This window comes from Paraburkholderia franconis (assembly GCF_009362735.1).
Lineage (GTDB): Bacteria > Pseudomonadota > Gammaproteobacteria > Burkholderiales > Burkholderiaceae > Paraburkholderia > Paraburkholderia franconis.
Map to the genome: position 1 here is coordinate 1 of NZ_WHNP01000041.1, position 26,783 is coordinate 26,783.

The 26,783-nt window shown below is 63.7% G+C and carries 17 protein-coding genes and 1 pseudogene; 2 read left to right on the forward strand and 16 right to left on the reverse strand.

Going from position 1 to position 26,783, the window contains the following annotated elements; genetic code table 11:
* Together GCT13_RS31545 and GCT13_RS31555 are read left to right on the forward strand one after the other, a co-directional pair.
* A partial coding sequence (locus GCT13_RS31545; RefSeq protein WP_227747101.1) for a helix-turn-helix domain-containing protein occupies positions 1–716 on the forward strand: 716 nt, incomplete at its 5' end.
* 468 nt (positions 717–1,184) lie between these two features.
* A pseudogene (locus GCT13_RS31555) lies at positions 1,185–1,644 on the forward strand (SET domain-containing protein).
* 57 nt (positions 1,645–1,701) lie between these two features.
* Here the strand turns inward: GCT13_RS31555 and GCT13_RS31560 are convergent.
* The 16 genes from GCT13_RS31560 to GCT13_RS31635 form a co-directional block, all read right to left on the reverse strand.
* Positions 1,702–2,181 (reverse strand): hypothetical protein, encoded by a 480-nt coding sequence (locus GCT13_RS31560; RefSeq protein WP_152764857.1) that lies wholly within the window; start codon positions 2,179–2,181, stop codon positions 1,702–1,704.
* A gap of 570 nt (positions 2,182–2,751) precedes the next feature.
* Positions 2,752–7,389 carry an RHS repeat-associated core domain-containing protein gene (locus tag GCT13_RS31565; protein WP_152764859.1) on the reverse strand — a complete coding sequence of 1,546 codons (4,638 nt, stop codon included), beginning with the start codon at positions 7,387–7,389 and terminating at the stop codon, positions 2,752–2,754.
* Positions 7,386–8,675: a tetratricopeptide repeat protein gene (locus tag GCT13_RS31570; protein WP_152764861.1), complete on the reverse strand. Its 1,290-nt coding sequence runs from the start codon at positions 8,673–8,675 to the stop codon at positions 7,386–7,388. The genes GCT13_RS31565 and GCT13_RS31570 overlap by 4 nt, the downstream gene beginning before the upstream one ends.
* Positions 8,676–8,692: 17 nt before the next feature.
* Positions 8,693–9,316 (reverse strand): hypothetical protein, encoded by a 624-nt coding sequence (locus GCT13_RS31575; protein WP_152764863.1) that lies wholly within the window; start codon positions 9,314–9,316, stop codon positions 8,693–8,695.
* 74 nt (positions 9,317–9,390) lie between these two features.
* Positions 9,391–11,661 (reverse strand): type VI secretion system Vgr family protein, encoded by a 2,271-nt coding sequence (locus GCT13_RS31580; RefSeq protein ID WP_152764865.1) that lies wholly within the window; start codon positions 11,659–11,661, stop codon positions 9,391–9,393.
* 15 nt (positions 11,662–11,676) lie between these two features.
* Positions 11,677–12,801 (reverse strand): type VI secretion system baseplate subunit TssG, encoded by a 1,125-nt coding sequence (gene tssG / locus GCT13_RS31585; RefSeq protein ID WP_152764867.1) that lies wholly within the window; start codon positions 12,799–12,801, stop codon positions 11,677–11,679.
* A complete protein-coding gene (gene tssF, locus GCT13_RS31590) occupies positions 12,765–14,630 on the reverse strand; it encodes a type VI secretion system baseplate subunit TssF (protein WP_152764869.1) in 1,866 nt (621 codons plus the stop codon). The genes tssG and tssF overlap by 37 nt, the downstream gene beginning before the upstream one ends.
* On the reverse strand, positions 14,623–15,186 hold the full coding sequence (gene tssE, locus GCT13_RS31595; RefSeq protein WP_152764871.1) for a type VI secretion system baseplate subunit TssE: 564 nt from the start codon (positions 15,184–15,186) through the stop codon (positions 14,623–14,625). The genes tssF and tssE overlap by 8 nt, the downstream gene beginning before the upstream one ends.
* 12 nt (positions 15,187–15,198) lie before the next feature.
* Positions 15,199–15,690 (reverse strand): Hcp family type VI secretion system effector, encoded by a 492-nt coding sequence (locus GCT13_RS31600; protein ID WP_087739649.1) that lies wholly within the window; start codon positions 15,688–15,690, stop codon positions 15,199–15,201.
* A gap of 33 nt (positions 15,691–15,723) precedes the next feature.
* The gene (gene tssC, locus GCT13_RS31605; RefSeq protein WP_152764873.1) at positions 15,724–17,223 is read right to left on the reverse strand and encodes a type VI secretion system contractile sheath large subunit; all 1,500 of its coding nucleotides are present in this window, start codon (positions 17,221–17,223) and stop codon (positions 15,724–15,726) included.
* On the reverse strand, positions 17,216–17,755 hold the full coding sequence (gene tssB, locus GCT13_RS31610; RefSeq protein ID WP_152764875.1) for a type VI secretion system contractile sheath small subunit: 540 nt from the start codon (positions 17,753–17,755) through the stop codon (positions 17,216–17,218). Before tssB ends, tssC begins: the two co-directional genes overlap by 8 nt.
* A gap of 90 nt (positions 17,756–17,845) precedes the next feature.
* Positions 17,846–18,913 (reverse strand): type VI secretion system protein TssA, encoded by a 1,068-nt coding sequence (gene tssA, locus GCT13_RS31615; RefSeq protein WP_152764878.1) that lies wholly within the window; start codon positions 18,911–18,913, stop codon positions 17,846–17,848.
* Positions 18,914–18,942: 29 nt separating this feature from the next.
* Positions 18,943–21,024, reverse strand: a complete 2,082-nt coding sequence (locus GCT13_RS31620) for a serine/threonine protein kinase (RefSeq protein WP_152764938.1) — start codon at positions 21,022–21,024, stop codon at positions 18,943–18,945.
* 61 nt (positions 21,025–21,085) lie between these two features.
* Positions 21,086–21,793, reverse strand: coding sequence for a type VI secretion system-associated protein TagF (tagF, locus tag GCT13_RS31625; RefSeq protein WP_227747104.1), 708 nt, complete (start codon positions 21,791–21,793; stop codon positions 21,086–21,088).
* Positions 21,775–25,446, reverse strand: coding sequence for a type VI secretion system membrane subunit TssM (gene tssM, locus GCT13_RS31630; protein WP_152764880.1), 3,672 nt, complete (start codon positions 25,444–25,446; stop codon positions 21,775–21,777). The genes tagF and tssM overlap by 19 nt, the downstream gene beginning before the upstream one ends.
* Positions 25,443–26,777, reverse strand: a complete 1,335-nt coding sequence (locus tag GCT13_RS31635; protein ID WP_152764882.1) for a DotU family type VI secretion system protein — start codon at positions 26,775–26,777, stop codon at positions 25,443–25,445. The genes tssM and GCT13_RS31635 overlap by 4 nt, the downstream gene beginning before the upstream one ends.
* Positions 26,778–26,783 lie beyond the last annotated feature (6 nt).

A 26,783-nucleotide genomic window follows, 5' to 3' on the forward strand; every position in this document is an offset into this window, starting at 1 on the left:
TGCTGCACGACGGCAGCGGTGCGTCGCCGTCGCCGGCGCACGTCAGAGAGGCGGCAAACTTTGTGATCAGTGAAAATTCCAGCTCGGGCGAACAGCTCGATATGCTTTGTGGACGCTTCATTGTCGACGCGCCTCACGATCGGCTCATCGGCCAATATCTGCCTCGAACGCTGGTCGTTCGCTCGAGAGAATCAGGCGCCGATGCCGACGCCGCTTCCGCTATCGACGAGCTGACAGGCCTCGTTCATCTGATGAGGCTCGAATCTCTGGAATCGAAGCTTGGTGGATTCGCGATGCTGAATGCGCTTTCGTCGGCGCTATTCACATTAACGCTGCGCGTTGCAAGCGAGTCCTTGCGGGCACCGACGGGCCTGCTCGCATTGGCCGGCCATCCGCGTCTCTTTCCGGCCATGTCGGCCATGTTGCAAGAGCCAGCGAAACAGTGGACGTTGCCGATGTTGGCGCAACTTTGCAACATGTCGCGCGCGACGTTCATGCGGCACTTCGAAACAATGCTCGGGCGGTCTGCCACTGATCTGCTGGCGGACATCAGAATGAGCATTGCAGCCAACGCACTCAGGAATCCCTCGGTCGGAACGGAAGCTGTGGCTGAACTCGTCGGGTATCAATCCATCGCTGCGTTTCGCAGAGCCTTCACACAACGAACGGGCAACACGCCCGGCGAATGGCGACGCAACGCACGTCAGGTTGCCTGAAGAGGCACGGCAAGCCGGACCGGCCGCGACACGGTCAATGGCAGTCGTGCGTCGTCAAATCGAGAACGGTCCGCTGAGACACGCGTTACTTAACCGGCAGTGCAAGCGCTATCTAGCGGCCGCAGGCCCGTCTGGCCATCCGGACACGCTCAATGGCGTCGCGTAGGCGTGCGCTAAAGGCGTCGCCAGCCAACCGCACCGCGTGAGGGCGCGATTCGCGTCGACCGCCCCGTCACATCGCCACGCGTCGCGCCGCGTGATCGGCAGTCGAGTTGGAGCGTAAGCGCGCCCGGATTCTGGCAGCCAGCCCCCATTCCTGGAGCGGCAATTCCCACTCGAACGCGTGACGGACCGCGCTGGCTTGTTTCTCATCGTGACAGCAGCGGAGCGATTCGCGTCCAGTCGCCAGCCTCGATCCGCCGTGTGCAATGATTCCCGGCCCATTCGCAAGCGCGCCCGGATAGCTGTATCGGAGAACCGGGCGCGAGTTGGAAGCAACGCGGGACGACCGGCTATTCGGGACTCTTTGCGCTACAGCCCATCGCCGCAGGCGAGCGGCTCATTGAGTACAAGGGTGAAGTAACCAGCTGGCGGCGCGCCGCTGCCCGTTAGCGATCCGACGTGGGGCACACTTTCGTCTTCGGTCTCTTCGGACGGCCGTGTGATCGATGGCAGTCGCGGCGGCAATAGCGCCCGCTTCCTGAACCATGCGTGCACACCCAACTGCGAGGCAATTGAGACGGGCGATCGCGTATACGTTCATGCACTCACCGACATCAAGCCCGGCGACGAGCTGTTCATCGATTACGGCCTGAGCATCGATCGCAAGATCACCAACGACATTCGTGCTCGGTACGCGTGCCATTGCGGCGGGTCCACATGCCGTCAATCGATGCTTTGGGGTGCGACGACCGGCATGCGCTTTTGAACTGACGTCGCCAGCAAACGATGGCTCTGCGATCGTTGCCAGGAATGGCAACTGTCATCACATCATGGAAACGTGGCGATCAGCTGGCCCATAAGACCCGCCCCCGCAAGCGACCTCTGATCGCCAGCTCCGCGCTTCTACCATACCGTGCGCGAGCAAACGTGCCTCACAGACCGCACACATTCGCTTAACGAACGGTGAGTCGTTATCCAGCATCCCTTGCACGTCGAAAAAGCTGGTGATTCTCGTCGGCCCGCGCAGATGCTGGATCTTCCAAAGGTCGAAAGCGAGTTGCTCCGAGAGTTGGCCGATGCGTGTCCCGTCGAGCCATCCGGGTGACACACCTTTCATTCTGGCCCAGCGTTGAATGCATTCGACCAGGCTTTCGGGTGTGAGCCAGATGCCCGCAATAGCGCGTGACAGTAACTGTTCGGCGACCAGATGACAGAGCAATTCAGTGCGCTTCCCGTCGTCCAGGCTGGACGATGATGAGACTGTATTCTGACCAGAAAAAACCGGGGTAACGTGGTATGTCAAGGCAGAGTCTCTACAGAGCAGGACAAGTCGACGTTCATTGTGAAATGTTACACGACGGCTGCTTATGGTATGAGGAATAACCTCCACATTTCGCGCCGTTTTAATCAACGATTTGCGCCTTCACTGAAGACGAACATCGGCACCGAGACTGAGTGATGCGCCTTGCATCACCAATGTCGCGACGACCTCGCGGATTGATTCACGCTGCGCGACTACGATATGCGACGAGATGCTTGAGGTGAACTTGCGCGTTCAATTAGCGCACTCGCGATCTACCTGAAGGCATCTTCCTGGATCAGGCCTCCAGGCCCATATCGCGAAAACGCACCGCACGAGCACGCGTTATTCAGCGCTGTTCGAAACCGTGGGAATGCCAGTTTCCAGGCTCCGCGTTATCCAACCCGCGAAGTAATCAGAAGCCTTGTGGCCAAAAGAGAGAACTGGGGCGTTGCGGATACAACAGCGCACGACCGAAAACCCGAGGAACGAAGATGAAGGAAAAGCAGATGAACACCGCAGAAGAGTCCCTGCGTTCACTGGTTGAAAGACCTGTATCAGCTCGTGACTTGATTACTGCACACCCGTTTCATTCTTCACCTCGTGAAGCACCTGAAGCCGGTGGCAATCATGGCATGCATACCCCTGATGGTTCGCGTCGCTGTATGTCCATTGCCTTACAGCTCTGCTGTGCTCGTCTATGCCGCGCTGAATGCCTCTTGCTTCTGCGTGGTTACAAGCCGAACCGGGGACCTTGTCGTCATGGTTGTGCCCTTCGTGCATGGGACGATCCGGGGCGAAGTGTTCAGGTTTGAGATTACCGCTGCCTGGCTTGTAGTGTGGATTGGGAGAATCATAGCCAAGCCCGGTGTACGGCCTTGTCCTTGTCTGCGTCTCACCCTTGTTTTTCGGCGTGAACGCATATGTATCACCTCCGCCATAGCCCAACGGACTTTTTTTCCGATCTCCCGGAATAATCACGTCTTTGTCCATGTCGAATCCAAGATTGCCCAGCCGGTCGTACGCGACCGCCACCTGTGCAGGACTCAGTTTTCCGTTTGATGTGATCGCAATTCGCCCGTCCTTCAGTTCGGTGAGGGCCGTCACGTTGCGTCCATCCAGGTTCGTCCCTTCTCCGCTATGGTAGTAGTCCCATCCGGCCCGATGAATGTCTGCGACGATCTCATTTCCCTGCGCCGCTGTCAGCGTGGGCCGCTTGCGCGGAACATCGCTGTGGTCTTCCTTCGCTTGCTCTTTCGGAGACCCCATATCGGGATTCTGTACACCATCCTCCGACGAAGCGGCTGCCTGTCCGTTGCTGTGCAGCCCGCGTACGTCGACCGAAACAAGCGGATTGGGGACATAAGCATAGAGATTGACGCCACCCGCTTGCCCCTTGGGATCCGACTGCAAATACCGCCCAAGTTCCGGGCTGTATGATCGGAACCGGTTGTAGTGCAGCCCGATCTCCCGCTCGAGCCAATGCCCCGGCCAGCGCAAGTCGTACTGCAGAGCGTTTCCCGCTTCGACCCGCACGATCCCATACGCGTCGATAGCTTGCGCGCGCCAGACCACCTGGCGGTCGCTGTCTTCGATCCACTCGGGCAGGCCGGCCTGATTGCAGAAAACGAAGTACGCTCGTCCGTCCTCCGGTAATGCGTGAACACCGGAGTAGTCGATAAACATGAAGGGCAGGAGCGCAATCTCGTTCACGTACACATAGACCCGCAACTCGCCGTTTGGCGCAATTTCAGCGGCAAGGCGGTCACCGTCCCAGTAGTATTCAGTGCGTTCAACGCCCATTGTCTTGCTGACTCGCCGGCACAGTCCATCATACTTCGCAGTCCATACCTCGTTTCGGTCACTCCAGCTCACCTTTACGAGCAGGTCCAGACTGTTGTAATGCCAGGTAGTGCGAGCGTTGCCGCGCAGTTCCTCGCAGAGGTGATTACGGTCGTTGTAACGAAACATACCGGAAGACGCCGCCGCAAGACGATTACCCTCGTCGTAGTGCATCCACTCGCGTGCCGGGGTCGACAACAGATTCCCGCCGGGATCATATTTGTAGCGTCGCACACGCCACCCGTCCCGAGTTTCGTCAATCAGCCGATGCGCCGCATCGTATTGATACTCGGTCATGCTTTTCCCGCTATCGATTACCCGCCGCAGTTCACCCGTAGCGCTGTACTGATATTGCACCCAGCCGATATCCTTTGCGCCGTCCCCTGTCCAGACAATGCGACCGCTACAACGTCCGGCCTCGTCGAACCCGTATAGCGCATTGGTTCCATTGCCAAGGCATAGGAAAATCCGCCCATCGGACGCACGATGAACCTTGTTGGAGCCTCCTGCGGGAGGATGAATCCGCACTTCTCCATCGCCCACCGCCTCGTAAAGCACCTCGAAACGATCGAGGTACGTCGTCCTCACGAGCTGACTGCCTGCATAGACGTGCTCGACGCCACGACCATCGCGCTTGTCGAACGTACGGCGATTGAGGGCGTCGCGCGACATGGACACATCGAACTCGTCCGTCGAGGCCTTTATTAAGTTTGCGCGCGCGTCATATGCGTAGGTGTGTATCTCGCCGCTCGCACAAATGCGCTTGCTGTACAGACCGTTGTCGCCGACTTCGAACTGCAACAGAACATTTCCCGCGCCGTCCCGCTTCTCGATCACCCGATCACCGGCATCGTAAGCGTACGTCTCCCGCAGCACGCCATGGCGCCTCACGCTGGTCACACGATCCTTGAGGTCATAGGTGTAGGCGCTTTCGTTGCCGTTAGCGTCGACGATCGCCGCAATCCTTCGCTTCGGCGTATACCGGTACCGGACCGTATTGCCCAGTGGATCGGTTTCGCGCTCGCGCAGATTCCATGACGCCACGCTGTAGTAATAGTCGCGTCCGTCCTTGTCACGACGCCGCAGCACGTTTCCCGCCGCGTCATGTCGCTGCCGTTCAGTCCGTCCATATTCGTCAGTGCGGGCAATGACCCGTCCCGCCGCATCGCGCCGCTCGGTCGGTGACGGTTTCCCACCCTCTCTAACGAAGATCGTCGCGGCTCTCCAAGCGATTTCCGGTGGAAGCAATACCGTATCAGCAGCCCGTGTTCGCCCGACGTCGCCCCACTGCAAGTTCAGGGGCGTCTCGGGCGACGTGGGCGCGAGCGGATTCGGCAAGTTGGGTGCGTCGTCCTTGATTGGCCAGACGTTCCCCCAACGATCTATACGGCCGGTGTTTCGTTGGCGTTCGTCGTAAATCCATCGCAGCGCGCGGCCACCTGAGTCAAACTCTTTGGTAATGCGCCCATCCAGTCCGAGAACGTACTCGGTCGCACCGCCGTAAGGGTCAACGACGCGGGTAATCGTCCCCACTTCGTTGTACATGACCGTCCACTTGCCGTCATCCGCCTCGGTGATGATCGTCCGCCCCGGGTGGTACTGGAACTGCACATGCCACAGGCCATCCTGTCCCCTGCTTTCTACGCAGCGTCCTCCGGCGTCGTAGCGGTAGAAGAAGGAGTAGCCGTTCGCATCGGTGAGGCGCGCCATACGGCGCTGGCCGTCGTATGCGTAGCTCGCCGTCGCCTCAAGCGCGTTGCGATGGGTGGTCAGGCAGCCGTTCGCGTCGTAGGCGTACCGCGCAGTACGGTTGATGTGGCCATCGACGTCCGTGAGCGAAACTTCGACGATCCGCGCGGACCAGTCGTATCCGAACGCGATTGCGCGCCGGACATGACCGCTCTCATCGGCTTGCGTAATCTTCCTGAGACGACCGTCCTGGCTCCAGTACAGGACGCTATGCCCCTCATCGTGAGCATGCCCAACGCAGCGGGCAGACCGGTCCGTTGCCGAGGCCCGCTCAAACTCGAGGTCACCCTGCACCTCATGCCGGACGATGAAGCGCTGGCCGTCAAGCTGCTCGATCTCGTAGCCCTGGCAGCAGCCGCCATATGTTCCATCCGACCTTCTGTCGAAGGTGTACGCGGTTCCGCGCGGATCGGTGTAAATCGCACGTGTACGCAAGAGTTGCAGCTCATGCTGCCAGGCATGCCGGAATCCGTATCCCAGCACGCCGTCCCGCTCGTGCCAGCTGCTGCAGTAGTGGCGACCCCATCTGAACGGCACGACCTCACCGGTCTCGGAGTCCGTGAAGTCGTTCTTGACCTCACCAGTGACAGCGCTGATCGGCTCACCCCGGAATTCACAAGCCAGCTCCTGCGTCCATTTCGGCAGCTTCGGCCGCACCTTCTTGCCCAAACCATGCTTGAAGCCATGCCACATCATCTGGGAATCGGGCATCGGAAACCCGCCGATCAGCACGGTCGGGTTGCCGTCCATCAGCATGCCCATGCTCGGCTCGATCCCAGGATCCTTGCCCATCAAATTGCCGAGCAGCATCATCGCGGCGTCCGCGGCGGTCTGTGCGGCCATCATCGCGGCCGCCAAGGCCTCGCCTTGCCACGCGTCATCGGCTGCGGTCATCGCACCGGACGCAGGCCCGACAGCCGCATTGCCGACCTTCCACGCCTTGCCCGCCCGTCCCAACCAGCGCGCCCGGCTCGACACCTCGGCGGCCTCGCTCGCGGCTTCTTCGCCTTTCTCCGCGGCACCCTCCGCTTCTTCGCCGGACTTCCCCGCATGCCCCATCGGATTGCAATGCCGCGTCATGTCGATGCCCATGCGCGCGGCGCGCATCCCGCCGATGAACGTATTGCTCGAACCTGTTTGAATGTCGAAATAAGGCGTCAGTCCGCCGCAGGTCGGCGCGATGCCAATGTCCGTCACGCGGGCCGCCGGCATGCCGCCGATCAGCACGCTCAGGCAGCCGCTGCCGATCGTTCCGCCGATGCTCGGCAATGGAAAACCGTCGCTAGGAGGATGGCTGTGTGCGTGCGGCGTGCCGAGATGTGCAGCGCTGATGACCGCAGCCGGCATCCCCGGCATCTTGTCGAGCAGCGGTATCTGTGCGATGCCGGTATTGAGCAACTGCGAAGGCGCACCCTGCAAAGAAGCAAGCGCATTCACGGCCTCGCCGACGTGGTGCAGCGCGCCCCCCTTTGATGAGAATGTTTCCTTGAACGGGTCGTAAGTCGACTTGACCGTGTCGAGAAGCGATTCGCATGACGTGTCGACCCTGGATTCTGATCGCGTCTCGCCACGCGGTGACGAATCGGATGCGCGAATCAACTGGTTTACCGATTCACTCATCGCTGTGCCCGTTCAGAGCCGTTATCGCGTATAGCGGACGCCGCGACTCCACGCTGTCGAGCCACGAAAACCAGATTCTTTTCCAGCTCGTACGCTTTTGCCTCGGTTTTCAAGCCGGCCTTCGCATAAAGCGACACGAGCCGATCGAGAATGTTGCAGCGTTGCCGTTCGCAACCGAACTGCTCGCACAACCCCTTCGCATCCAGCCAGCTCGTTGCGGCTTCGGCCGCCTTGCCGCACGCGAGCAGCGCGACGCCGGCCTTCTCCATCGCCTCGATCTTCGTATGCGCGAGCATCAACCTGCCGGCGGCGCCGCTCGCCAGATCGAAATAGACAGCTGCCTTCGCATATTCGCCCAGCGCGTTGCAAGAGTTGCCGACCGCCATCAGCGAATTGAGGACGACGAGCAAATTGCGGCCACCGAGCGCCGCCGGCAACGCCCGCACATACCACTCCTGTGCCTCGCGCTGTGATCCCTGACGCAACGCCACGTCGCCCAAGCCGTGCAGCGCCATTGCGCAGCCCGTCGCATCCTGTCCGGCATGAAACGCGTGGAGCGCGCGGTATTTGCGCTGCGCGTCGGGCAGCCTGCCGTGCGCGAGGTCGATCGCCGCGATCTGCATCAACGCCCCCATACGCTGCACCATCGGTTGCGCCTCATCGTTTGCAACGTCAACAAGGTTGCGGGTCGCTTTCCCAGACGAGATATCGACGGGAAGTATCAGTACATGCTCCGCTGTCCTCTCTCGAGCGATCGGAACCAGGCCAGGCCGATTTCGGTCGTCACGGATGCAGAAGCGATGCCCCTCCATCCAGTCTTCGAAGCCGTTCAGCGCGAGCAATTGCAGCACCATCTTCGCGAAGCCACCGGCGTCGCCCATCGACGACGGCAACCATGCCCAAATGACTTTCGCGCCTTCCGGTACCAGCGTCCCGACGTGCATGACGGCGTCACGCAACCGTTCCGCGGGCCCGCGCCTCGGGTCGGTGCATGCCAGCGGCAATGGCGGCCAGCGCATTTCGCCGCATTCGACGCGCGCCCGGTTCTCTTCGTCGATCTGATGACCGAGCACTTCCATGCACGTTTGGAGGTACGCGTCGGCCGCATCGCATGGAAACGGAAAGGTCAGGAAAATCGCATCGCCGACACGCTGATCGAGCGACTGCAGCATCTTCAGCACGGGCACGACGTCGTTATCGGTCATTTCGAGCAGCAGCGTCGGATCGTCGGGCTGCTCGACGAATGCTTCGATTGACAATTCGATGGCGGCGAACTCGCGATGCATGATGATGCGCTTCCTTCTCAGTTCAACCGGACATACCGGCTTCGCACGACGGTGTCTGCTTCCGTCCGAATGTCGACGCCGCCGCAGCCGCCTTCGAGTTCGAGCGTCTGCGCGCTCAGCCGCAGCTTGCCAGCGACTTCGATATTCACGTTCCGATTCAACAACGTTATGACCGGCCCGTCCGGCGATGCTCGCACCTGCAACAGCGGGTAGCCCGACGCATCCGACACCTGCACGCATTTGTCAGGTTCGAGCGCAAGCGCCACGGCCGGCTCGACGACCGGCTCGACCGGCTCGCCGCTGCCTGCCCGCTTCAGCAGGCCGGAGACGAGATACCCGGGCCAGTTCGCCGGCGACTGCAGCAACACGCGATCGCCGATGCGCGGTTTCACGCCGTCCACACATTCGAGCCAGCGCTCGCACGTGTTACCGTCGTGCATCGACCATTTCACGCGAATGCGCCCCATCGCATCAGGATGATGCGTGTCCGTCACCTCGCCGACCAGCGTCGCCGATTCGGCACGTTCAGCCGGCGGGGAAGGAATTGGCGACGCGTCGCTTGTGAACAGCCGCCGCAATGCCTTGACCGTATCCGCTTCAAGCGCATCGTCGATCGTCATCTGATCCAATTCGTTCTCCATCGAATGTCTCCCGTGCTTCGAGTGAGCCCATGGAACCGGCACACGGCCGTCGCCAGCCGGCCGCTCCGTCGAAATCAGTTGATATGGGCGATCGTCCCCTGGATCGTCACGCCCGAGCCGTCGAGCGTGATCGAGCCTCCACCCGTCGCCAGGACAATCTTCGTCGCGTTGACATTGACGTTGCAGCTGCCTTGGCCGTTGTCGATGTTCACCGTCGGCGCCTGAAGATTGGCCTTTGACTTGCCCGACAGATTGAGATCGTTCTCGCCATAGATCGACACGCCTTGTGCATAGCCGGCGATGCTTACGCCTTTGCCATATCCAGTGATGCCGACGCCGCCGACCTGGCCCATGATGCCGACCCCGAGATCGCCTGCGCTTCCGCCAATGGAAACGCCGACGTTCTCCTTGTTGATCGATATGCCGCTCTGTCCGGCACCCATATCGATGTAGTTGCCCGCACCCATCGATGCGACCTTGGCCACGTCGACGGAATAGTTCCCTGTATTGACTTTCGTCGCATACGACCCTGTGCCGACGACGTGCGTGCTGTTCCCCTCGACGAAAACATCATGCTTGCCGCTCACCACCGCGAGGCTGTGATTGCCTTTCGTAACGGTATGCGAACTGTTGCCGTCGACAGACACGCTGCGATTTCCAGTCACCCCATGCGTCTCGTCCCCCCCGATCTGCGCAACCCGATGCTGCCCGATGTTCACCGTCTCGTTCTGCCCGACGCTGCGTTGCCGGTTGTTCTTCACCTGCATCGTCTCGTCGTTGCCGACCGTATGGGTGTGGTTGTTGCCAACCGACAGCGAATGATCGAGCTCCGTCTCCGCGTCGAAATTGCGTTCCGCGTGCATCCACAGCTGCTCGGCGCCCTTGCGATCTTCGAAACGCAGCGCATTCGCATGCTCGGTCGTCCCACCGGGCGACGAGCGCGAGAGCAAACCGCTTTGCGTCGCGCTCGCGGGCAGCCCCCATGGCGGCATCCGGTCGGCGTTGTAGACGCGGCCCGTGACGATCGGATGATCGGGATCGCCATTCAGAAAATCGACGATCACCTCGTCGCCGACGCGCGGCACCTGAATCCCGCCGAAGCCGCCGCCCGCCCATGGCGTCGAGACGCGTACCCAGCAGGATGTGTTTTCGTCCCCGCGTCCATAGCGGTCCCAATGGAACTGGAGCTTCACGCGCCCATACTGGTCAGTCCAGATTTCCTCGTCTTGCGGCCCTGTCACGACGGCCGTCTGCGGACCGCTCGTGTGCGGCCGCGGCGTCGTGCGCCGAGAGCGGTACGGCAGGCTCGACGGCTGCGCGACGAGCTGCGTGTCGTGCCGCACCTCGTCGCCGTCATGGCTCGCATAGGCGTTCTCTTCGAAGCGATAGCAGCAACGCACGATCAGATACTCGTGGTTCTGGTCGTCGCGCGGACAGTTCTTCAACGTGAATAGATAGCCGGGGGCAGCGCCGCGCACGTCCGTGTGTCCCGTTGCGCGCTCGTGCTCCGCCTGCAGTTCTTCAAGCCTCACGCGGTTGCAGCGCTCGCCGTGCGCATCGTCGCGATAGCCGCCGGGCCATTCGTAGACGGCGAGGCCGTCGTGATCGTGCCCGCGGGGATCGGCCCGCCGCACGGAGAGATCGGCGCGCGGCTTCGTGAAATCGTAGTCACTGGCCTCGTGCCGGCCCGGGTTCAGTTCCTTCGCGGGCACCCAGCTGTCGATATGCTCTTCATCCGCAATGGCCGTGCGATCCCGTCCGATGTAGGGAATCGTCGCGTAGCTCGGCAACGGACGATGCGAGGCCATCGCGTCGCACAGCACCAGCGTATGCTTGCCGGGCGCATGCTCGAAATAGTAATAGATGCCTTCCTGCTCGATCAGCCGAGACACGAAGTCCGCGTCGGTTTCGTTGTACTGCACGCAGTATTCGCGCGGCGCGTATTGGTCGCTCAACCGGCTCTCGATCTGAAACCCATAAGGCGCGAGCGTTTCCTGCACGATCTCGGGCACACTGCGCATCTGGAAGATGCGGCAATCGGCGCGGCGCGTCGCAAGCCACAGCCACGGCCGCACGACGAGCTCATAACAGTAGTGACGCCCGGCATCGCGCCCGGCCAGCGCCGCGCGCGCCACAAGGCCGTTCAGGTAGCGGGTCGCGCCCTGTTGCGCCTCGATGCGCACGGTCACCGACTGCCCGAGCAACGCATGCAGCGATAGGCTGTGACTGTCGGCCAGCGCCTCGATGCGGAACTCGAACATCCGGCCGAGTTCCTCTTCGCCGCCCAGACGACGGAACTTCAGGTTGTCGCCGAGCGGACTGTCCAACGTGAATACGCGTGACATGAAAGCCTCTCCCGATCAGGACCGCGCATGGGCTGGCGGATACGGCACACGGCGCCGCTCGCATTCGATGATGGCGTGGTCGATCACGACGTCGCCGGCAGGCGCCGTGTCGTGTCGCGTCCCAAGCCACGTGCTGCGGCCGATTCCCTCGCGTGCGCCCAGTGTCAGGGCGGGCACCTGCGTGGACGCCAGTTCGAGCCGCAGCTCCCACGCGAACTCGCTGCCGATGTATTCCCGCACCCAGCGCGCGACCCGCCGCGCATTCGCGCCTTCGGGCAAGAACGTGCGATAGATGTCGAGGGGCATCGGACCCAGCACGATCTGAAAGCGCGACTGGCCGTCGCGCACGGCGCGGCCCAGCACGGCGCCCTCGCCGAGCCGCTGCGTCGGATGCGTGGCATGCAGCGTGGTGCGCAGCGGCTCATCGATCGGCATCCAATGCACCTTATGCTCGACGATACGTGCGGACACGCCGAACTCGCGCCGCAGGAACTGCACGAGCCCTTCGGGGTTGCGTGTCTGCCGCATCCAGTGCCCCGCATGAAAACACTGTGCATGACCTGGGCCGCGGCTTCCCGGCGTGCCGCTCGCTCGCCCGATCAGACTCGCCACGTAGCCGTCGAAGCGCGATGCGCCGGGCCGGTCATGACCGACGACGGGCTGCGCATCGGCCCATGCGCGATAGAACAACAGGATCAACCGATGATGAAACCAGTCCGCGAACGCGCGCATTGCGCGATCGCCATAGGCATGCGCGCGTTCATGCGCATGTTCCGTCAGATGATGCGGCAGCGGTCCGTTCGGCCCGAACAGCCCAAAGCCGTGGATCGTCACGCGTGGCACCTCATCCCCATCACGCACGTCGGCAAGCATCGATGCAGCAAATGCAAGCGATGGTTCCTCTCCGAGCCGCACGGGCTCGTCGTCCGGATGCGCGGCGCGCCCGAGCGCGACCGCGCCGGAAAGCGCATCGAGCCAGCGCAACGCATCGAACAGATCGTGCTGCGCAGGCGCGGCACGCAGCCGGTTCCAAAGTACATCACGTCGTGCATGCGTTCGCGCATCGCGTGGGACGGCCGGATTCAACGGCGGTTCGTGGCGTGTCATATCGATGGCCTTAGCCCGACACGCGCGGGCCATTGCGCCAGTTCGCCCCGTTGCGACGAATGCAGCGCGAACTCCGTAAAAGCGTTGATCGACGCATGTCGCGCAAAGAACTGCTCGAGCACGGCACCCAGCATGTACGGGCTTTCCCCGGCGAATGCATGATCGTCCACAGTGAGCGTCACGCGCACGCCGCGGCCGAACACGACTGGACCGCGTTTCGGCAGGCGCCGGTAGACGGGCTCGCACGCAAGCCGCTGCAGCGCGCCTGCCTGCCTGCGCATCGCTGCATCGCCGTGCTGCGCGTACAGCGCCAGCAGCTCGCGCAATCCGCGCGCGCCGTCTTCGTCGTCGATACGCGCGAGCGGCTGGTAGTTCAACCCAAGATGGCTGATCAGCCGCCACACGGCGGCATCTTGCGCGAGTGGCGGCTGCGGACGCGAAGGCCCACGCAGCACCTTGGCGCGCGCGATGGGCGCTGAAATTTTCGGCGTGAAATCACTCGCGCCGCCGAGCGGCAGCAGCAGCGGCAAGTCGCGGTTCGTGCACAGCGTATCGGCCGACAGATGCCTCACGCGCTCGTCGAATGGCGCCTGCTTGCGATCGACGAGCGAGACGAACACTTCGGTTCCTGCATAGCTTGTTCGCGCGCCGTTGGCCCGCATCTGCGCCGATGCGACGCGCGGCTCGCGGCGCATCGAGTAGTAGGCGGCACTGTCGCCGTCGTTGCCGCCAAACGATGCGTAGAACTGGCTGAACTCGCAATCGCCTGCATCGCCCGTCCGATGCCCGGTGACGCGCGTCACCGCATAGATCTCGTGATCGAGGGGTCGCGAGCGGTCCGCCACGAGATGATATTCGTGCGTGCGCGGTGTCACCGGAATGCGGTCGGTGCGCTTCGGAAAGAGGTTGATGGCGGGCGTGCAGTTGAGCGCGAAATCGCGCATATCGACCCTTGCCGCGAGCGCCGCATCGTCACGATCGAACAGCAGCGTCAATTCGAACGCGTCGCGATGACATTGCGCGAGCGCGCGGCGTAACCCGCTCACGCTGAAGAACAGGCACCGCGCGGGAAACGCAAAGTATTCCTGCAACAGCCGGTAGCCTTCGAACGTCCGGCCATCATTCGGCAGCATCGCTTGCGACGGACTGAAGCCCTCGTGGACGACTGCATCCGCATCGAGCATGACCGCGCGCGAGCGGTCGCCCGGCACATTAACGAGCACGCCCGCGACGTGACGGGTCACCAGTTCGAGCAGCTTCGCCGCCTGAGATTCGGCCCCCGACAGGTGGAACGTCAACTGATCGAGCGGCAACTCGTTCGCGAGCGCACCGCCCGTCACGTCGATCCGGATGCGCAACGCTGCGCTCGCGCGCTTACGCAGCGAATTATCCACGGGCAGATCAATAGGCACACCCGTCATCTCGACCGCGCCTATCGCGAGTGGCCACAGCACGAGATCATGCGCGGTGCGGAACTCGCAGGGCGTCAGCTCGCCGCTCGCCAGCTTTGCCTGCAACGTGGTGCCCGCCGGCATGGTAAAGCCGCGCGCAAGGCTGCCTTCGTTCAGCTCGGGTGTTATCTGCACGATGGCCATGGCCGGCATCGGCGCGAGCGCGTTCGGATAGACCACTTCGAGCAGGCGCTGCGAAAAACGCGGAAACTCCGCGTCCATCTTCATCTGCACGCGCGCCGTCAGGAAGCAGAAGCCTTCGAGCAGCCGTTCGACGTATGGGTCAGCCACATCGATGCCATGCATTCCGAGCCGTCCCGCAATCTTCGGGAACTGCTGCGCGAACTCGCCGCCGAGATGCCGCATGTAGCTCAGCTCGCGGTTGTAGTAGTCGAGAAACCGCTCATCCATGCGCCACGCTCCCGCATTCGCGCAGCGACACGACGCCCGATTCGAGATCGAGATCCGACAGCAAAAGAATCTCGAGCGGATACGGTACCGACCAGAGCGTCGCGTGAATCTCGAGCGTCAGCCGGTTCTGGTGATGCATCGCACGCGGGTCCGTGACACATCGCACGTCGATGCTGCCGGGCAAGAAGCGCGGCTCGAAGCGCACGATCGCCTCGCGAACCCACGCTTCGAGGCCGGCGAGATCGATGCCGGACATGTGCATGCCCGCCAGCGCCCGCATGCCGTAATTAATCACCGAGTTCGCAGCCTCTGGATACGCGGCGCCATCGATCGCATCCTGGAGATTCGCGCAGTTGAAGAGCCAGCCGAGATCGCGCAGCACGGCCGCGCGCAACTTCCGTTCGTCGATCCATTGCGCAGGCGGTGCTTCCGCGCGCTCGTGCGGCGCGGCGTCGGTGAGCCTGTCGAGCAACGCAGGCTGAAGCCTGTCGCGCGCGCCCCGCCGTCCCTGCCTGAACGCGGACACGGGTGGTCCGTCATCTGTTTCGCTGATCATCGCGCTCTCCGCCTACATTTCCTTGTTCTTCTTGATGTCCCAGCCCATCGTCACCTCGGCGCCCTTGCCACCGTTGGCGTTCTGCTCCCAGTACTGCTTCTTCACGCGCGCGGCCTGGAACGCGTAGTTCATCAGCAGCCTGTCGGCCGTATCGCCGGGATCGGTGCCTGCGACTTGCGCTGACGTGACGAGCACCTCTTCGAGCGTCACGCGCGAAAACTCAATCTGCGTGCCGCCCGTCTTGCATGACGAGATCTCAACCTTGTCGAGATGCTTGCCGCTTGCGCAGCACTTGAGTATCGCGGGCGCCGCCTTGTCCATGTAGGCGACCACGACGAGGTCGCTGAAGCTCGCCTTGCCCGTGCCGCCTCCACCGCCTACGGCCATCGCGGCAGGCTGGCTCGCCCCCCACGAGAACGACTGGATATCGCTCCATCCCTGGTGCTGGTCGTCCGCCGATTCGCCCGTCGTGCCGTCGACCTTCATGAACATTGCCACTGCCATGCCTTCCTCCGTTTTGAAGTGATCGCCCTTGCATCAGCGGTCGGCCGTCTTGACGGACGGCAGTTTCGCGACGAGCCGCAACGACACGGTCAGCCCTTCGAGCTGATAGTGCGGACGCAGAAAGAACTTCGCTGCGTAGTAACCGGGGTTGTCCTCGATTTCGTCGACGACGACCTGAGCCGCGGCAAGCGGCTTGCGCGCCTTGTTCTCCTGCGATGAATTGACGGGATCGCCGTCGACGTAACTCATGATCCAGTCGTTCATCCATCGCTCCATGTCGCCGCGTTCATGGAACGAACCGATCTTGTCGCGCACGATGCATTTGAGGTAATGCGCGAAGCGGCAGCATGCGAACAGATACGGCAGGCGTCCTGAGAGCCGCGCGTTCGCGGTTGCATCCGGGTCGTGATATTCAGCGCTTCTGAAAAGCGACTGCGCGCCGATGAATGCCGCAACGTCGGTGTTCTTCCGGTGCACAAGCGGCATCAGTCCGTTTTTCGCGAGTTCCGCTTCACGCCGGTCGCTGATCGCGATTTCCGTCGGGCATTTCATGTCGATGCCGCCGTCGTCGGTCGGAAACGTATGGCATGGCAGGTTCTCGACGGTGCCGCCCGATTCGACGCCGCGAATCGACGAACACCATCCGTAGAGCTTGAACGAGCGGTTGATATTCGCGGCCATTGCATAGGCCGCGTTCGCCCACGTATAGCGGTCGTGCTGCGCTCCCTCTGTGTCTTCCTCGAAGTCGAATTCGTCGACGGGATCGGTGCGCGCGCCATACGGCAGTCGCGCGAGAAAGCGAGGCATCGCGAGGCCGACGTACCGTGCGTCGTCCGATTCGCGCAGACCGCGCCAGGTCGCATACTCCGTGTTCTGGAAGATCTTCGTCAGATCGCGTGGGTCCGACAGTTGCTGCCACGACTCCATCTGCATCAACCCGGGCGACACGCCGCTGATGAACGGCGCATGCGCGGCCGCCGCAATCTTCGAGAGCTCGCCCAGCATTTCGACGTCGGGCGGCGAATGATCGAAGTAATAGTCGCCGACGAGGCAGCCGAACGGCTCGCCACCCAATTGGCCGTACTCGTCCTCATAGACCCGCTTGAATAGCGGGCTCTGGTCCCAGGCGACGCCCTTGTGACGCTTCAACATTCGCGCGACTTCGCGCTTGCTCGCGGACATGACGCGAACCTTCAGCAGCTCGTCGGTCTCCGTGTGATTCACGAGATAGTGCAGCCCTCGCCAGGCGCCTTCGAGTCGCTGATACTCGGGATGGTGAAGAATGGCGTTGATCTGCTCGCTGAGCTTTCCGTCGATTGCGCCGATCAGTTGCGCGATCGCGTCGTATGCATCGGCGGACATCGTCACCGAATGCTCGAGCGCCTGATGCGCGAGCGTGCGCACCGCGCGCTGCACGGCGCCGCGCGCCTGTTCCGTCGTGGGCCGGATCTCTCTGTCGAGCAGCGCCGCGAATCGCTCGTCCGTCAGCGTGGCTTCGACGACCTGCGTCGACGTCTGTGCATCTCTATTCATGGCTGTCTCCTTCGAGACGCGGCAGGTCGCCCGCATCCGTGCCCGCCAGCGCCGCGAGCAGATCGGGATTCGCGAGCGCACGCGCGATCAGTTCTTCCGCGCCACGTTTGCCGTCGATATACGACAGCAGGTTCGCGAGTTCCGTGCGCGCTTCGAGCAGCCGACGCAGCGGCTCCACGTTGCGCGCGAGCGCAGTTGGCCCGAAGTCGTCGATGCTCTGGAACGCGACATCGACCTTCAGCTTGCCGTCGCCGGAGAGCGTGTTATCCACTTCGAGCGACAACGCCGGGGCGAGCGCTTTCATGCGTTCGTCGAACGTGTCGATGTCGATTTCCATGAATCTGCGTTCCGCGAGATCCGGTAACGGCGTCGCGCGATGGCCCGTCAGATCCGCGAGCACGCCCATCACGAACGGCAACTGCACCTTCTGCTGCGCGCCGTACAGCTCGACGTCGTATTCGATCTGAACGCGGGGCGCCCGATTGCGCGCGATCAGTTTTTGTCCACTCGATAAAGTATTCTGACGTGACATTCGCTCCTGCTCCTCGCGCACCATGTGTGCGCCGATCCTCGTTCAACGATGAAGGCGCGCTGACGTCCGCAGACGACGCGCGTCTCCCCTCTACGCGCTGCGGCCGTGACCGCTCAGCAGCTCGACCTGTTGCAGTCCTTCGGGCGCGATGTCTCTGACGAGCTCGTAGAAATCGAGTGTCAGCAACCGCTGCACGCGGCGCAGCAGCAGTGGTGCCGGATGGCCCATTTCCTGATCGTCGAAATAGCGGCACATTTTTTCGAGCGCCAGCGCGACGTCGCCGCGGTTCATGAACTCCGCGTCGCGCCATGCATTGGCCCATGCATTGGCCTGTGCATCGGCCGCAGCGGGATAGCGCCTGTTGCTTCTGGAATTGCCTTCTGTTTCCGCGTTGCTGGCGGACGTCGCAACCTGCCCGCTTTCGGCGTCATCGGTGTCGACGGGCGGTCTGGCAAGCCGTGCAGGCACTTCGTCGCGAATGCGCCGCAAGACCCGTTCGACGCGGCTTGGCTCGGGCATCCACTGCGGGCCGATGCGAGCCGTCACCGTCGCACGAATTGCATCGAGACTGTCAAGCACGTCGCATACGACAGCCCATTCGTGAGCACATTCGCTGCACAAGCGCTGCATCTCATGCTTCAGTCGTTCGGCGCCGCCGGGATACCGGCTGGCGTCTGAAGGATGCCCGTCGAGCAGGTCTTCCGCCTCGCGCACTGTCAGGTTGTCCGCAAGCATCTGCTCCTGCGCTGCCCGTGCGCAAGCATGGCCGCCAACGATCCCAGCGAGCGCGTTCATCCGGGGTATCGGGTCGAGCTCGCCGTCGATGGCGGGCGCCGGATGCAGTTCGTCCCAGTAGTCTGCAAGCCATCGCTGAACGAGGGCGAGCCCGTCCGCATAGCCGCCGAGTCCGCGCCGCGCAATCCACGCGCGCACCAGCGGTGCCGCGATGCGCAGGTCTCGCGTGCGCCTGAGCAGGGACTGCGCGGCGCGCTCCACTTCGGCCCAATCGGGCGTCTGTTCTGCAATCACTGCCGCGCCGTACTGCTGTTCGGGCCGCCCCGCGGCGCATTGCTGTAGAAGCAGGAAGTCTGCGTCGTACTCGAGATCGGGCCCGCATCGGGAATCGGCATCGACGGGAGCAAGAAAGGGTTCGATCATGGCAGTGATGTCCTTGTGGCAAACCGCTCTCATTCGAATCGGTAACTGATGTTCACGGGGCCGCTGCCCGGATCGAGCCTGACCGTTCGCCGCATCGGCGGCAGTTGGCCATTGCGGATCTCGATGCCGTACTGACCGGGTGCAAGCGCCAGTGTCTTCAACGGGGGACTGACGCCGCGCCTGACGCCGTCGACGTACACTTCGCCCCACGGATAGACCTGCAAGCGGATGGCGACGAGCTTCGGCGCCTTATGTTCGTCGCTGGCGGAAGCGCCTTGCGCGACGTCGACTCCAGATGTGATCGATGTCGGAGCCGTTTGCACGTCGGTGGCTGTCGCAGCGGACGCGATCTGCTCATCAACGGCTGCGTGCGTCGTGCGTGCTTGCGTTTCTGCGCCGAACGATTGGGACGCGGGCGCGGTCGTGGCGGGTGCCGTCGGTTCGAGCTGTTCGGATCGACGTGGAACGGACCCGCCTGCGGGCGAAGTCGGCGGTGCGTGCTGCGCAGTCACGACTGGCGCATGGGCGGTGGCAGGAGCCGTCCGGGCAACCGTCTTCGGTTCAGGTGCCCGTATCGCGTATTCGAACAGTCGGTATGTGGCGACGCATGCAATCGCGATCAGAACCAGCGTGCCGGCGATCGCAACGGAACGCCTGCGATCGACACGTTCTGCGCTGCGCTTCATCGCGAAAGCAACGACACTCCACAACCTCGTCATACGCGCGAGGGTGGAATGCGCGCGTTGCAGCGCATCCGCAGCCCACATGCGGTGGTTGTCCGATGGCGCACTGCTGACGCTCCCGCTTTCGATGTGATCGCCGATCTCCCGTTGCTGCTCCGCGGACGCGTGACTGGGGCGGGGATCGCCGACAGGGGGCGCGACGGTAGCGTCGGGATCGGCATGCTCATTCGATGCGCCGTCGAGCAAGCCGGTCGCACCTTGAATCATGGCGCCGTCCGTTTGCCCATCCCGCTCGTCTCGAAGGTCCGACGCCCGCGGCACTTCGCTCGCCCGCGATGGCACGCGTGGAGGAGGCGCGGGTTGATGAGGCACCTTATGCACCTCATGCACCTTGTAGCCCGCGTCATCTCGTGTCTCGGGCAGCAGCGGCACACCTGCATCGCGCGCGCCCCCGGCCACATACACACAGGCACCCGCCTCACGCAACCCCAGCAGCCGTGCAAACGCCGCGACGGAATCGGGACGGTCTTCCGTGCGCAATGCCAGCGCGTGATCGACTGCTTCGAGAAACGGGAGGGTGTAACGCTCGCGTCCGGCGAACCCGCGCGACGCCAGGGGCTGCCACGCATCCTGGATGCTGCGCACGACGGCCGCCGGCGGCGGCTCGCCGACAATCATCGCGTGCATCACCGCGCCGAGCGAATAGATATCGGTCCACGGACCTTGCACGAATGCGGGATCGTCGGTGTATTGCTCGATCGGCGAATAGCCCGGCTTGAGCATCACCGACGTTTCGTCGACGGCATCGCCGATCGACTTGCGGGCTGCGCCAAAGTCGAGCAGCACGGGCTTGCCGTCGGACGGGATCAGCACGTTGTCGAGCGAGATGTCGCGGTGAAAGCACTGCGCGCGATGCAGCGTGTCCAGCGCGCCGAGCAGCGCCGCCACCAGGTTCAGCAACTCTCCTTCGCTCATCGGCCCGTGTTTCGCGGCACGCTGCTTGAGCGTCGGTCCTTCGTAGAACGGCATCACCATGTACGCGGTGCCGTGGCTTTGCCAGAACTGCAACACCTTGACCAGACCGGGATGATCGAACTGCGCCAGCAATCTTGCCTCGTTCAGAAATGCCGCGCGCCCCGAATCGAATGCGGCGGCAAAGCGTTCCGCACGCAGGCAGACCGTGAAGTCACCACCGCGCCGCGCCAGCAGCGAAGGCATGTACTCCTTGACGGCGACCGCGCGTTGCAGCGTGCGGTCGAACGCGCGATAGACGATGCCGAACCCCCCGATGCCAAGCACAGCGTCCAGTTCGAAGTCCCCCAACCGGTGCCCGGCGGGCAGTGGCCTCGCGCCGCCATCGCTCGCGCCGCTTGTTGCACTCGTGGCATCGGTTGCTGTCGTCAGGCGTTCCTTGAACAACGGGTCCATCATTTACGACCTCTTCATCAAAATCACGACCGCTTCGCACTGCGGGCAAGCCGCGCGAAGCCTACTCGCCGCGCCAGTACGCATCGCGCGGCGGCGCACCGAAAAGCGTCCGAAAGAGCCGCGCGTCGAACTTGCCCGTATGCGCGTGCGTCTTCGGCGGCGCGTCATTTGCCTGAAGCGCCCACCAGAAGCTCGTCGCGCCGTGCGGATCGAAGAATTCGGCAAGATTCGGCCAGCCCGGGACTTGCGCTTCGCGTCCCCGCCGCGTGTCGCCATCAGAAAAGCTGTTGGCCCCTGCTTCGCGCGGCAGCCGTACGTGGCTCAATACGCGGTCCAACTGCTCGGGGCCATGCGCTTCGCGCACGGCGTCCAGCAGCGCAGCGCCGACGTTGCCGACGAACCCGGCCGCGGCGGCCGTGGTATCGCGCGTATAGACGTCCGCATCGAGCGCGAGCGCTGCGATGACGGGGTAATACCGCCCGACGCGGTCGCAGCTCGGCGCGAGACAGCCCAACTGAACGCATTCGGCGCCTGCGCCTGCGGGAATCGCGAAATGCCATACGGGCGCAATTGCGAAGTGGCGGGCGAGCCCGTCAGGCAAGCCCTGCCGAAGCGAGACCATGCCCTGCTGAACCCAGTCGTCCCACCACGCGGCAAGCCGCGTGGACATGCCACGATTGACGAAGTCGCCCGCGCCGGGAACCTTGCCGAACCAGCCGAACTGCAACAGATGTCCGTTCGACGCCGTACTCATGATTTCGCCGGGCATGTGAACGACTCCATTTGCGCGAGACGAAACGGGTTATGCACCGAGTCCGCCGTGATCTGCACCTTGAACTGCTTACCGTCCACCGCGAAGCTCGCGATGAGCTCTTCCGGCGAGCGGCCCCGCTCGATCCGCGCGTGATCGAACAGGCGGTACAGTGCCCACGGTCCGTCTGCGACCCATCCGTCCGTCGCGCCCGATTGCTCGATGACCTGCAGCCGCGCCTGATTGCCGCCGCCGGGCGCGGGCCATTGCAACGTGACGGGCGCCTGGGGTCCGTGCGCGTAGTGCACGGTCTGGCCGCCTGCATCGAGCGCCCATTCGGAGATCGACGGATCCATGTCGAGCGGCTTGATCTGCACCTTCACCGCTGGGTCGCGACTGCCGCCGGCGAAGAACACGTCGCGGATCACGGCGGCCTTCTCGAACGATGCGAGAAACGGCGCCGCATTCCCGGCCGCGATCCCGCCTGCCGTCGCTGTCGCATTGGCGCTCGCGGAAGCGGCATTGAACCGCCATGGCCGAGTGGCCGTATCGACCTGCGCCTGCAGGTTCTTGCGGAAGAAGTCGTCCATCAGTCCCGAAGGAGCGAAGAGCTGAGCGAAGTCACCCAGCGCGACGTCGCGCGACGAGCCGTGAGCAAACGGATAGCGGCCTGCAATCGCCTGACGGCAGAAGTCGCCGACATCGGCCGACGCGCTGCGCGCGAGATTGCGTTGCGCGAGCGTTGCCACGCTGCCGTTCGCGCCATCGGCGAGATCGCCGAGCATCTGCCTGAACGGAGCAGGCATCCGGCCGGCCTGCGCGCGCACCTTGTCAGGCACATCGGATGGGGGCGGCATGCCGCCGCTGCGGAGCGCCGCGTCGGTTGCGCTCAGATACGTATAAAGCTCGTCGATGAGTTTCAACATGCCGTCGATCGGCGCATTGCCCGACCGGCCTTCGACATGCGCGTACTGGCGCAAACCGGCGAAGTGGTTGTCGACTACGGCCTCCGGCCTGTCGCTCTGCGCGGCGGCGCCGTTCGCCTGCCCTGCCGAGAAAATGCCCGCCAGCGCGTGTCGCGCGCTTTCCACCTTGTCCTGCGCGCGGTCGGCGAATCCCGCGCCGCCTGTGCCCGCGTCGCTGCGGATCAACGCGGTCTGCGCGGCGGCGGCGTCGATCAGTCGGGTCAACGGTGAATCCGGCGACGACAACACGCGCGCGGCCTGAATGCTCTGCGCGAGCGAGTCACCCGAATCACCTGTTTGCAGGCGAATGTCGTTCAGATACGCATCCCACACGCGCATATAGTCGTCGAGGTACAACGTGCGGATGTCGCGCGCCCACGATTCGGCCGCCGCGCGATTCGGCACGTCGCTCTCCTTCAGGTTGAGCACCCACTTCTCTTCGCCGGCGAACGTGCCGATCGACTCGTCAAGCCGTTTGTCGAATACGTCCCAGTAGCCACGGTACGTGTATAGCCCCGGCAACGCGTCATTCAGGCTCTTGCCACTTTGCCGGCGGAACACGAGTGCAGCGGACGGGCCGGCGGCATGCGCAACGTCGAAGTCATACGACTGCGTAGCGCCGCGCAACGTGTGCGTCAGCTGCGCGTAGAGCCGCTGCGCGAACGTGAGCTGTTGCAGCCGCGCGCGCGTTTGCGCAACCAGTTGTTCGTTCATCGCGAAGGGCGACAGCACCATGCGATCAGCGAACAGCGCCGCGAGATGCGCGGCCAGCGCCGAACGCTGCGCGGCCGTCAGCGGATGCTGCAACGCCCGCTCGAACTCCAGAGCGAGCACGGCCTGCACGAACGGAGGATCGTAGTGCGCGCTGTCGTACAGCATCAGGTACGCCTTGAGAGCGGCATAGGCGAACGTGGGATCGTCGCTGCGCGCACTCTGCAGCGTCGCTTCGAGACGCCGGGCAGCCAGCGGCAGCAGCAATTCGTCGAGCGCGCGCTGATAGACGCCGTTCACTGCCGCGCGCGTCTTGTCGCCCTGAAAGAGCCCCCACCGGTACGCAAGCGGCGGCGACTGCGGATCGACGCGATCCGTCCGCGCGAGGTGGCGCAGGTCGTCGAGCACGGGCAGCACCCGGCCGATGCCGGTAGCGTCCGTCAGCGGCGCGCGCCTCAACTGCTGATCCAGCGTTGCGACGCGCGCGCTCACGTCGTCGAGATAGCCGCTGTTGTTCACATAGCTTCGCATCCACAGCGCGAGCGCCATGCACAGCAACACGGCTGCCGTCGCATAGCCCGCAAGCATCATCACATGTCGGCGCCGATGCCAGGCCAGGTTCGTGCCTGCCAGCGTCGTCTCGCTGACGATGAGCCCCTGCAACAGGTCCTTCAGAAAGAAGCTCCGCCCGTTCGTGCCCGTCTGCATCGCGGGCGGCATACCATCGATCTGCAGGAACCGCTTGATGCCCCCCATCACGCGATCGAACACGGTGCCCTCCTGGGTGCCGCTCGTCAGATAGACGCCGCGCAGCATCGGCAGCGAGCCGAATCGGGACTGCGAGAACACTTCCTCGACAAGTTGCGCGAGCACGTCGCGCAGCAGCGCGAACTGCTGCGGCAGCGAATAGATCAGTTCGCGCCTGCGCACGTCGGATTCCGCACCAAGCAGTTCGGGCAACGCGTCATTGAGCCGCCGGTGCAGCAGGTCGTATTCGCGATTGAATGCGCCGCGCAGATCGAAGCCCTGCGCGCGGCTCTCGTCGAGCCCGAACGTGAAGCCCCACACCTGCGCCCGCTCCGCGCGCCCCAATGCGCCGAAATACTCGGAGAAGCCGGCCAGCAAATCGGCTTTGGTCACCAGCACGTAGACCGGAAACTGAATGCCCAACTGGCTCCTCAGTTCCTGGAGGCGCTTGCGCAAGGCCATCGCGTGCCCGGTGCGCTGCGCATCCGATGCCCCGAGCAGGTCCGCCACGCTGATCGTCAGCAAGGCACCATTGAGCGGCTGTTGCGGCCTGTACTTTCTCAGCAGGCCGACAAAGCCTCGCCACTCATCTTCATCCAGCGCGCGATTGCTTTCGTGCGTCGTGTAGCGCCCCGCTGTGTCGATCAGCACCGCCTCGTTGGTGAACCACCAGTCGCAATGGCGCGTGCCACCGACGCCGCGAATTGCCGCCTTGCCGAACTGTTCGGCAAGCGGAAAGCTCAGCCCCGAGTTCACGAGCGCCGTCGTCTTGCCCGAACCGGGCGCGCCGATGAACACGTACCACGGCAGTTGATACAGGTAACGGCGCGACAGGCCCGCGATCCAGCCCGAGAAGCCCAAACGCCTGTCGTCGCCTGGCGCGAGACGCATGGTTTTCAACTGCGCCGCCGCCTCGCCGAAGCGGTGCCGCAATTCCGCGAGATGCGCGGGCTCCGCTTCTGCATTGCCGGGCAATGGGCCGCTAGCCTGCAACTGGTTCAGCAATTGCGCGTTCAAACGCGCAGCACGCCAGCGGCGCCAGCCGGCACGCGCGCCCCATCCGGCGAACAGCATGCCGATCAGCAGTGCCCGCGCGACGCCGGATTCAAGCGGGCGCCAGTCACCCAGCGCCACGAGCGGCCCCGCGATCCAGATCAATACGGCCAGGGCGGCGAGCCCTGCAAACGCACCGCACGCACGCAGCACGAACGAACGCGCTGGCAAAGGTGAAGCGAGTGCGTGGCTCATGGCGTCACCTTCGTGGAAGACGCGGCCCCGTCAGACGATGGCGCTGCCAGCAGCGTGATTTCGACGCGCCGGTTTCGTGCGCGGTTCGCGGGCGTATCGTTCGGCGCGACGGGGTCCATTTCCCCGCGCCCTTCCGCGTGAATGCGGTCCGTCTGCGTGACGCGCGATGCAAGGAGCCGCGCGACAGCTTCGGCGCGCGCTTGCGACAGATCCCAGTTGGATGCGAAACGCGCGCTGCGCACGGGCACATTATCCGAATAGCCCGCAACGACAATGCGGCCGGGCGCGCGCTCCAGTGCATCCGCCACGCGCGCAAGGACGGAGGCATAGCGACCGATGACGGCGGCCGATCCCGATTCGAACAGTCCGTCGCCATGCAGCGTCACGACGCTGCGATCCGCATCATCCCGCACGGAGACGAGGCCTGCGCTAACCTCGGGGTCGAGAAAGCCCGCAAGCCGCGGCGCGCTCGCGGGGCGAGCGGACTCGACAACGGGTTGCTGCGACTGAAGATGCGGCACATGCACCCGGTCGATGGAAGCGAACACCTGGTCCGACTGCCGTGCGAGCGTAAGCTCGAATGCAAGGTACGCACCGAAGCCGATCAGCCCCGCCAGCGCAGCGCACGCCCAGACGGGCACGATGAAGCGGCGCGCGCGTTCGGTGGGGATCTCGTCGCGCCAGTGCGGGGAAAGCGGCGCGTCGAACTCGCCGCGCGCCTGACGGATCAGCTGCGCGACACGCTGCATCAGCGCGTCCAGTTGCGCGCGCCCGTTGTCGAGCACGCGGTAGCGTCCTTCAAATCCGAGCGCAAGGCAGCAGTACAGCAGTTCGATCAGATCAAGGTGCTGTTGCGGATGCTCCGACAGGCGCGCCAGCACCTGGAAGAACTTCTCGCCACCCCACGTCTCGTTGTGGAAAGCGACGAGCAGACTGTCGGCGGACCATGCGCCGCTGCCGCCCCATGGTGTCAGCGACGCCGCCTCGTCGAGCGCCGTGCACACGCAATAGCGCGCGCCGACGATTGCCTCGAGCGCCACGCCCGCTCGCTGCGCGCGCATTTCGAACTGGCGGATCTCCGATGCAAGATGCTCGCGCAGCCAGCGCGGATTCGGGTGATGCACCGTCCAGCGTATCTGCGGAACGAGATTGAGCAACGGGTTCGCAACCGCGACGAGCGGATTGCTGCCAACAGGTACCGCGTAATCGGGCATCGGCTCCTGCGGGGCGGAGTTCGCCGCTTGCGCGTCGGGTGTCGGCGGCGCGCCACCGGGGTTCGGACGAACGAAGCCCCCGTGTGCGCCTGCGACTGCTTCATGCCAGTGGTTCATGAGTCG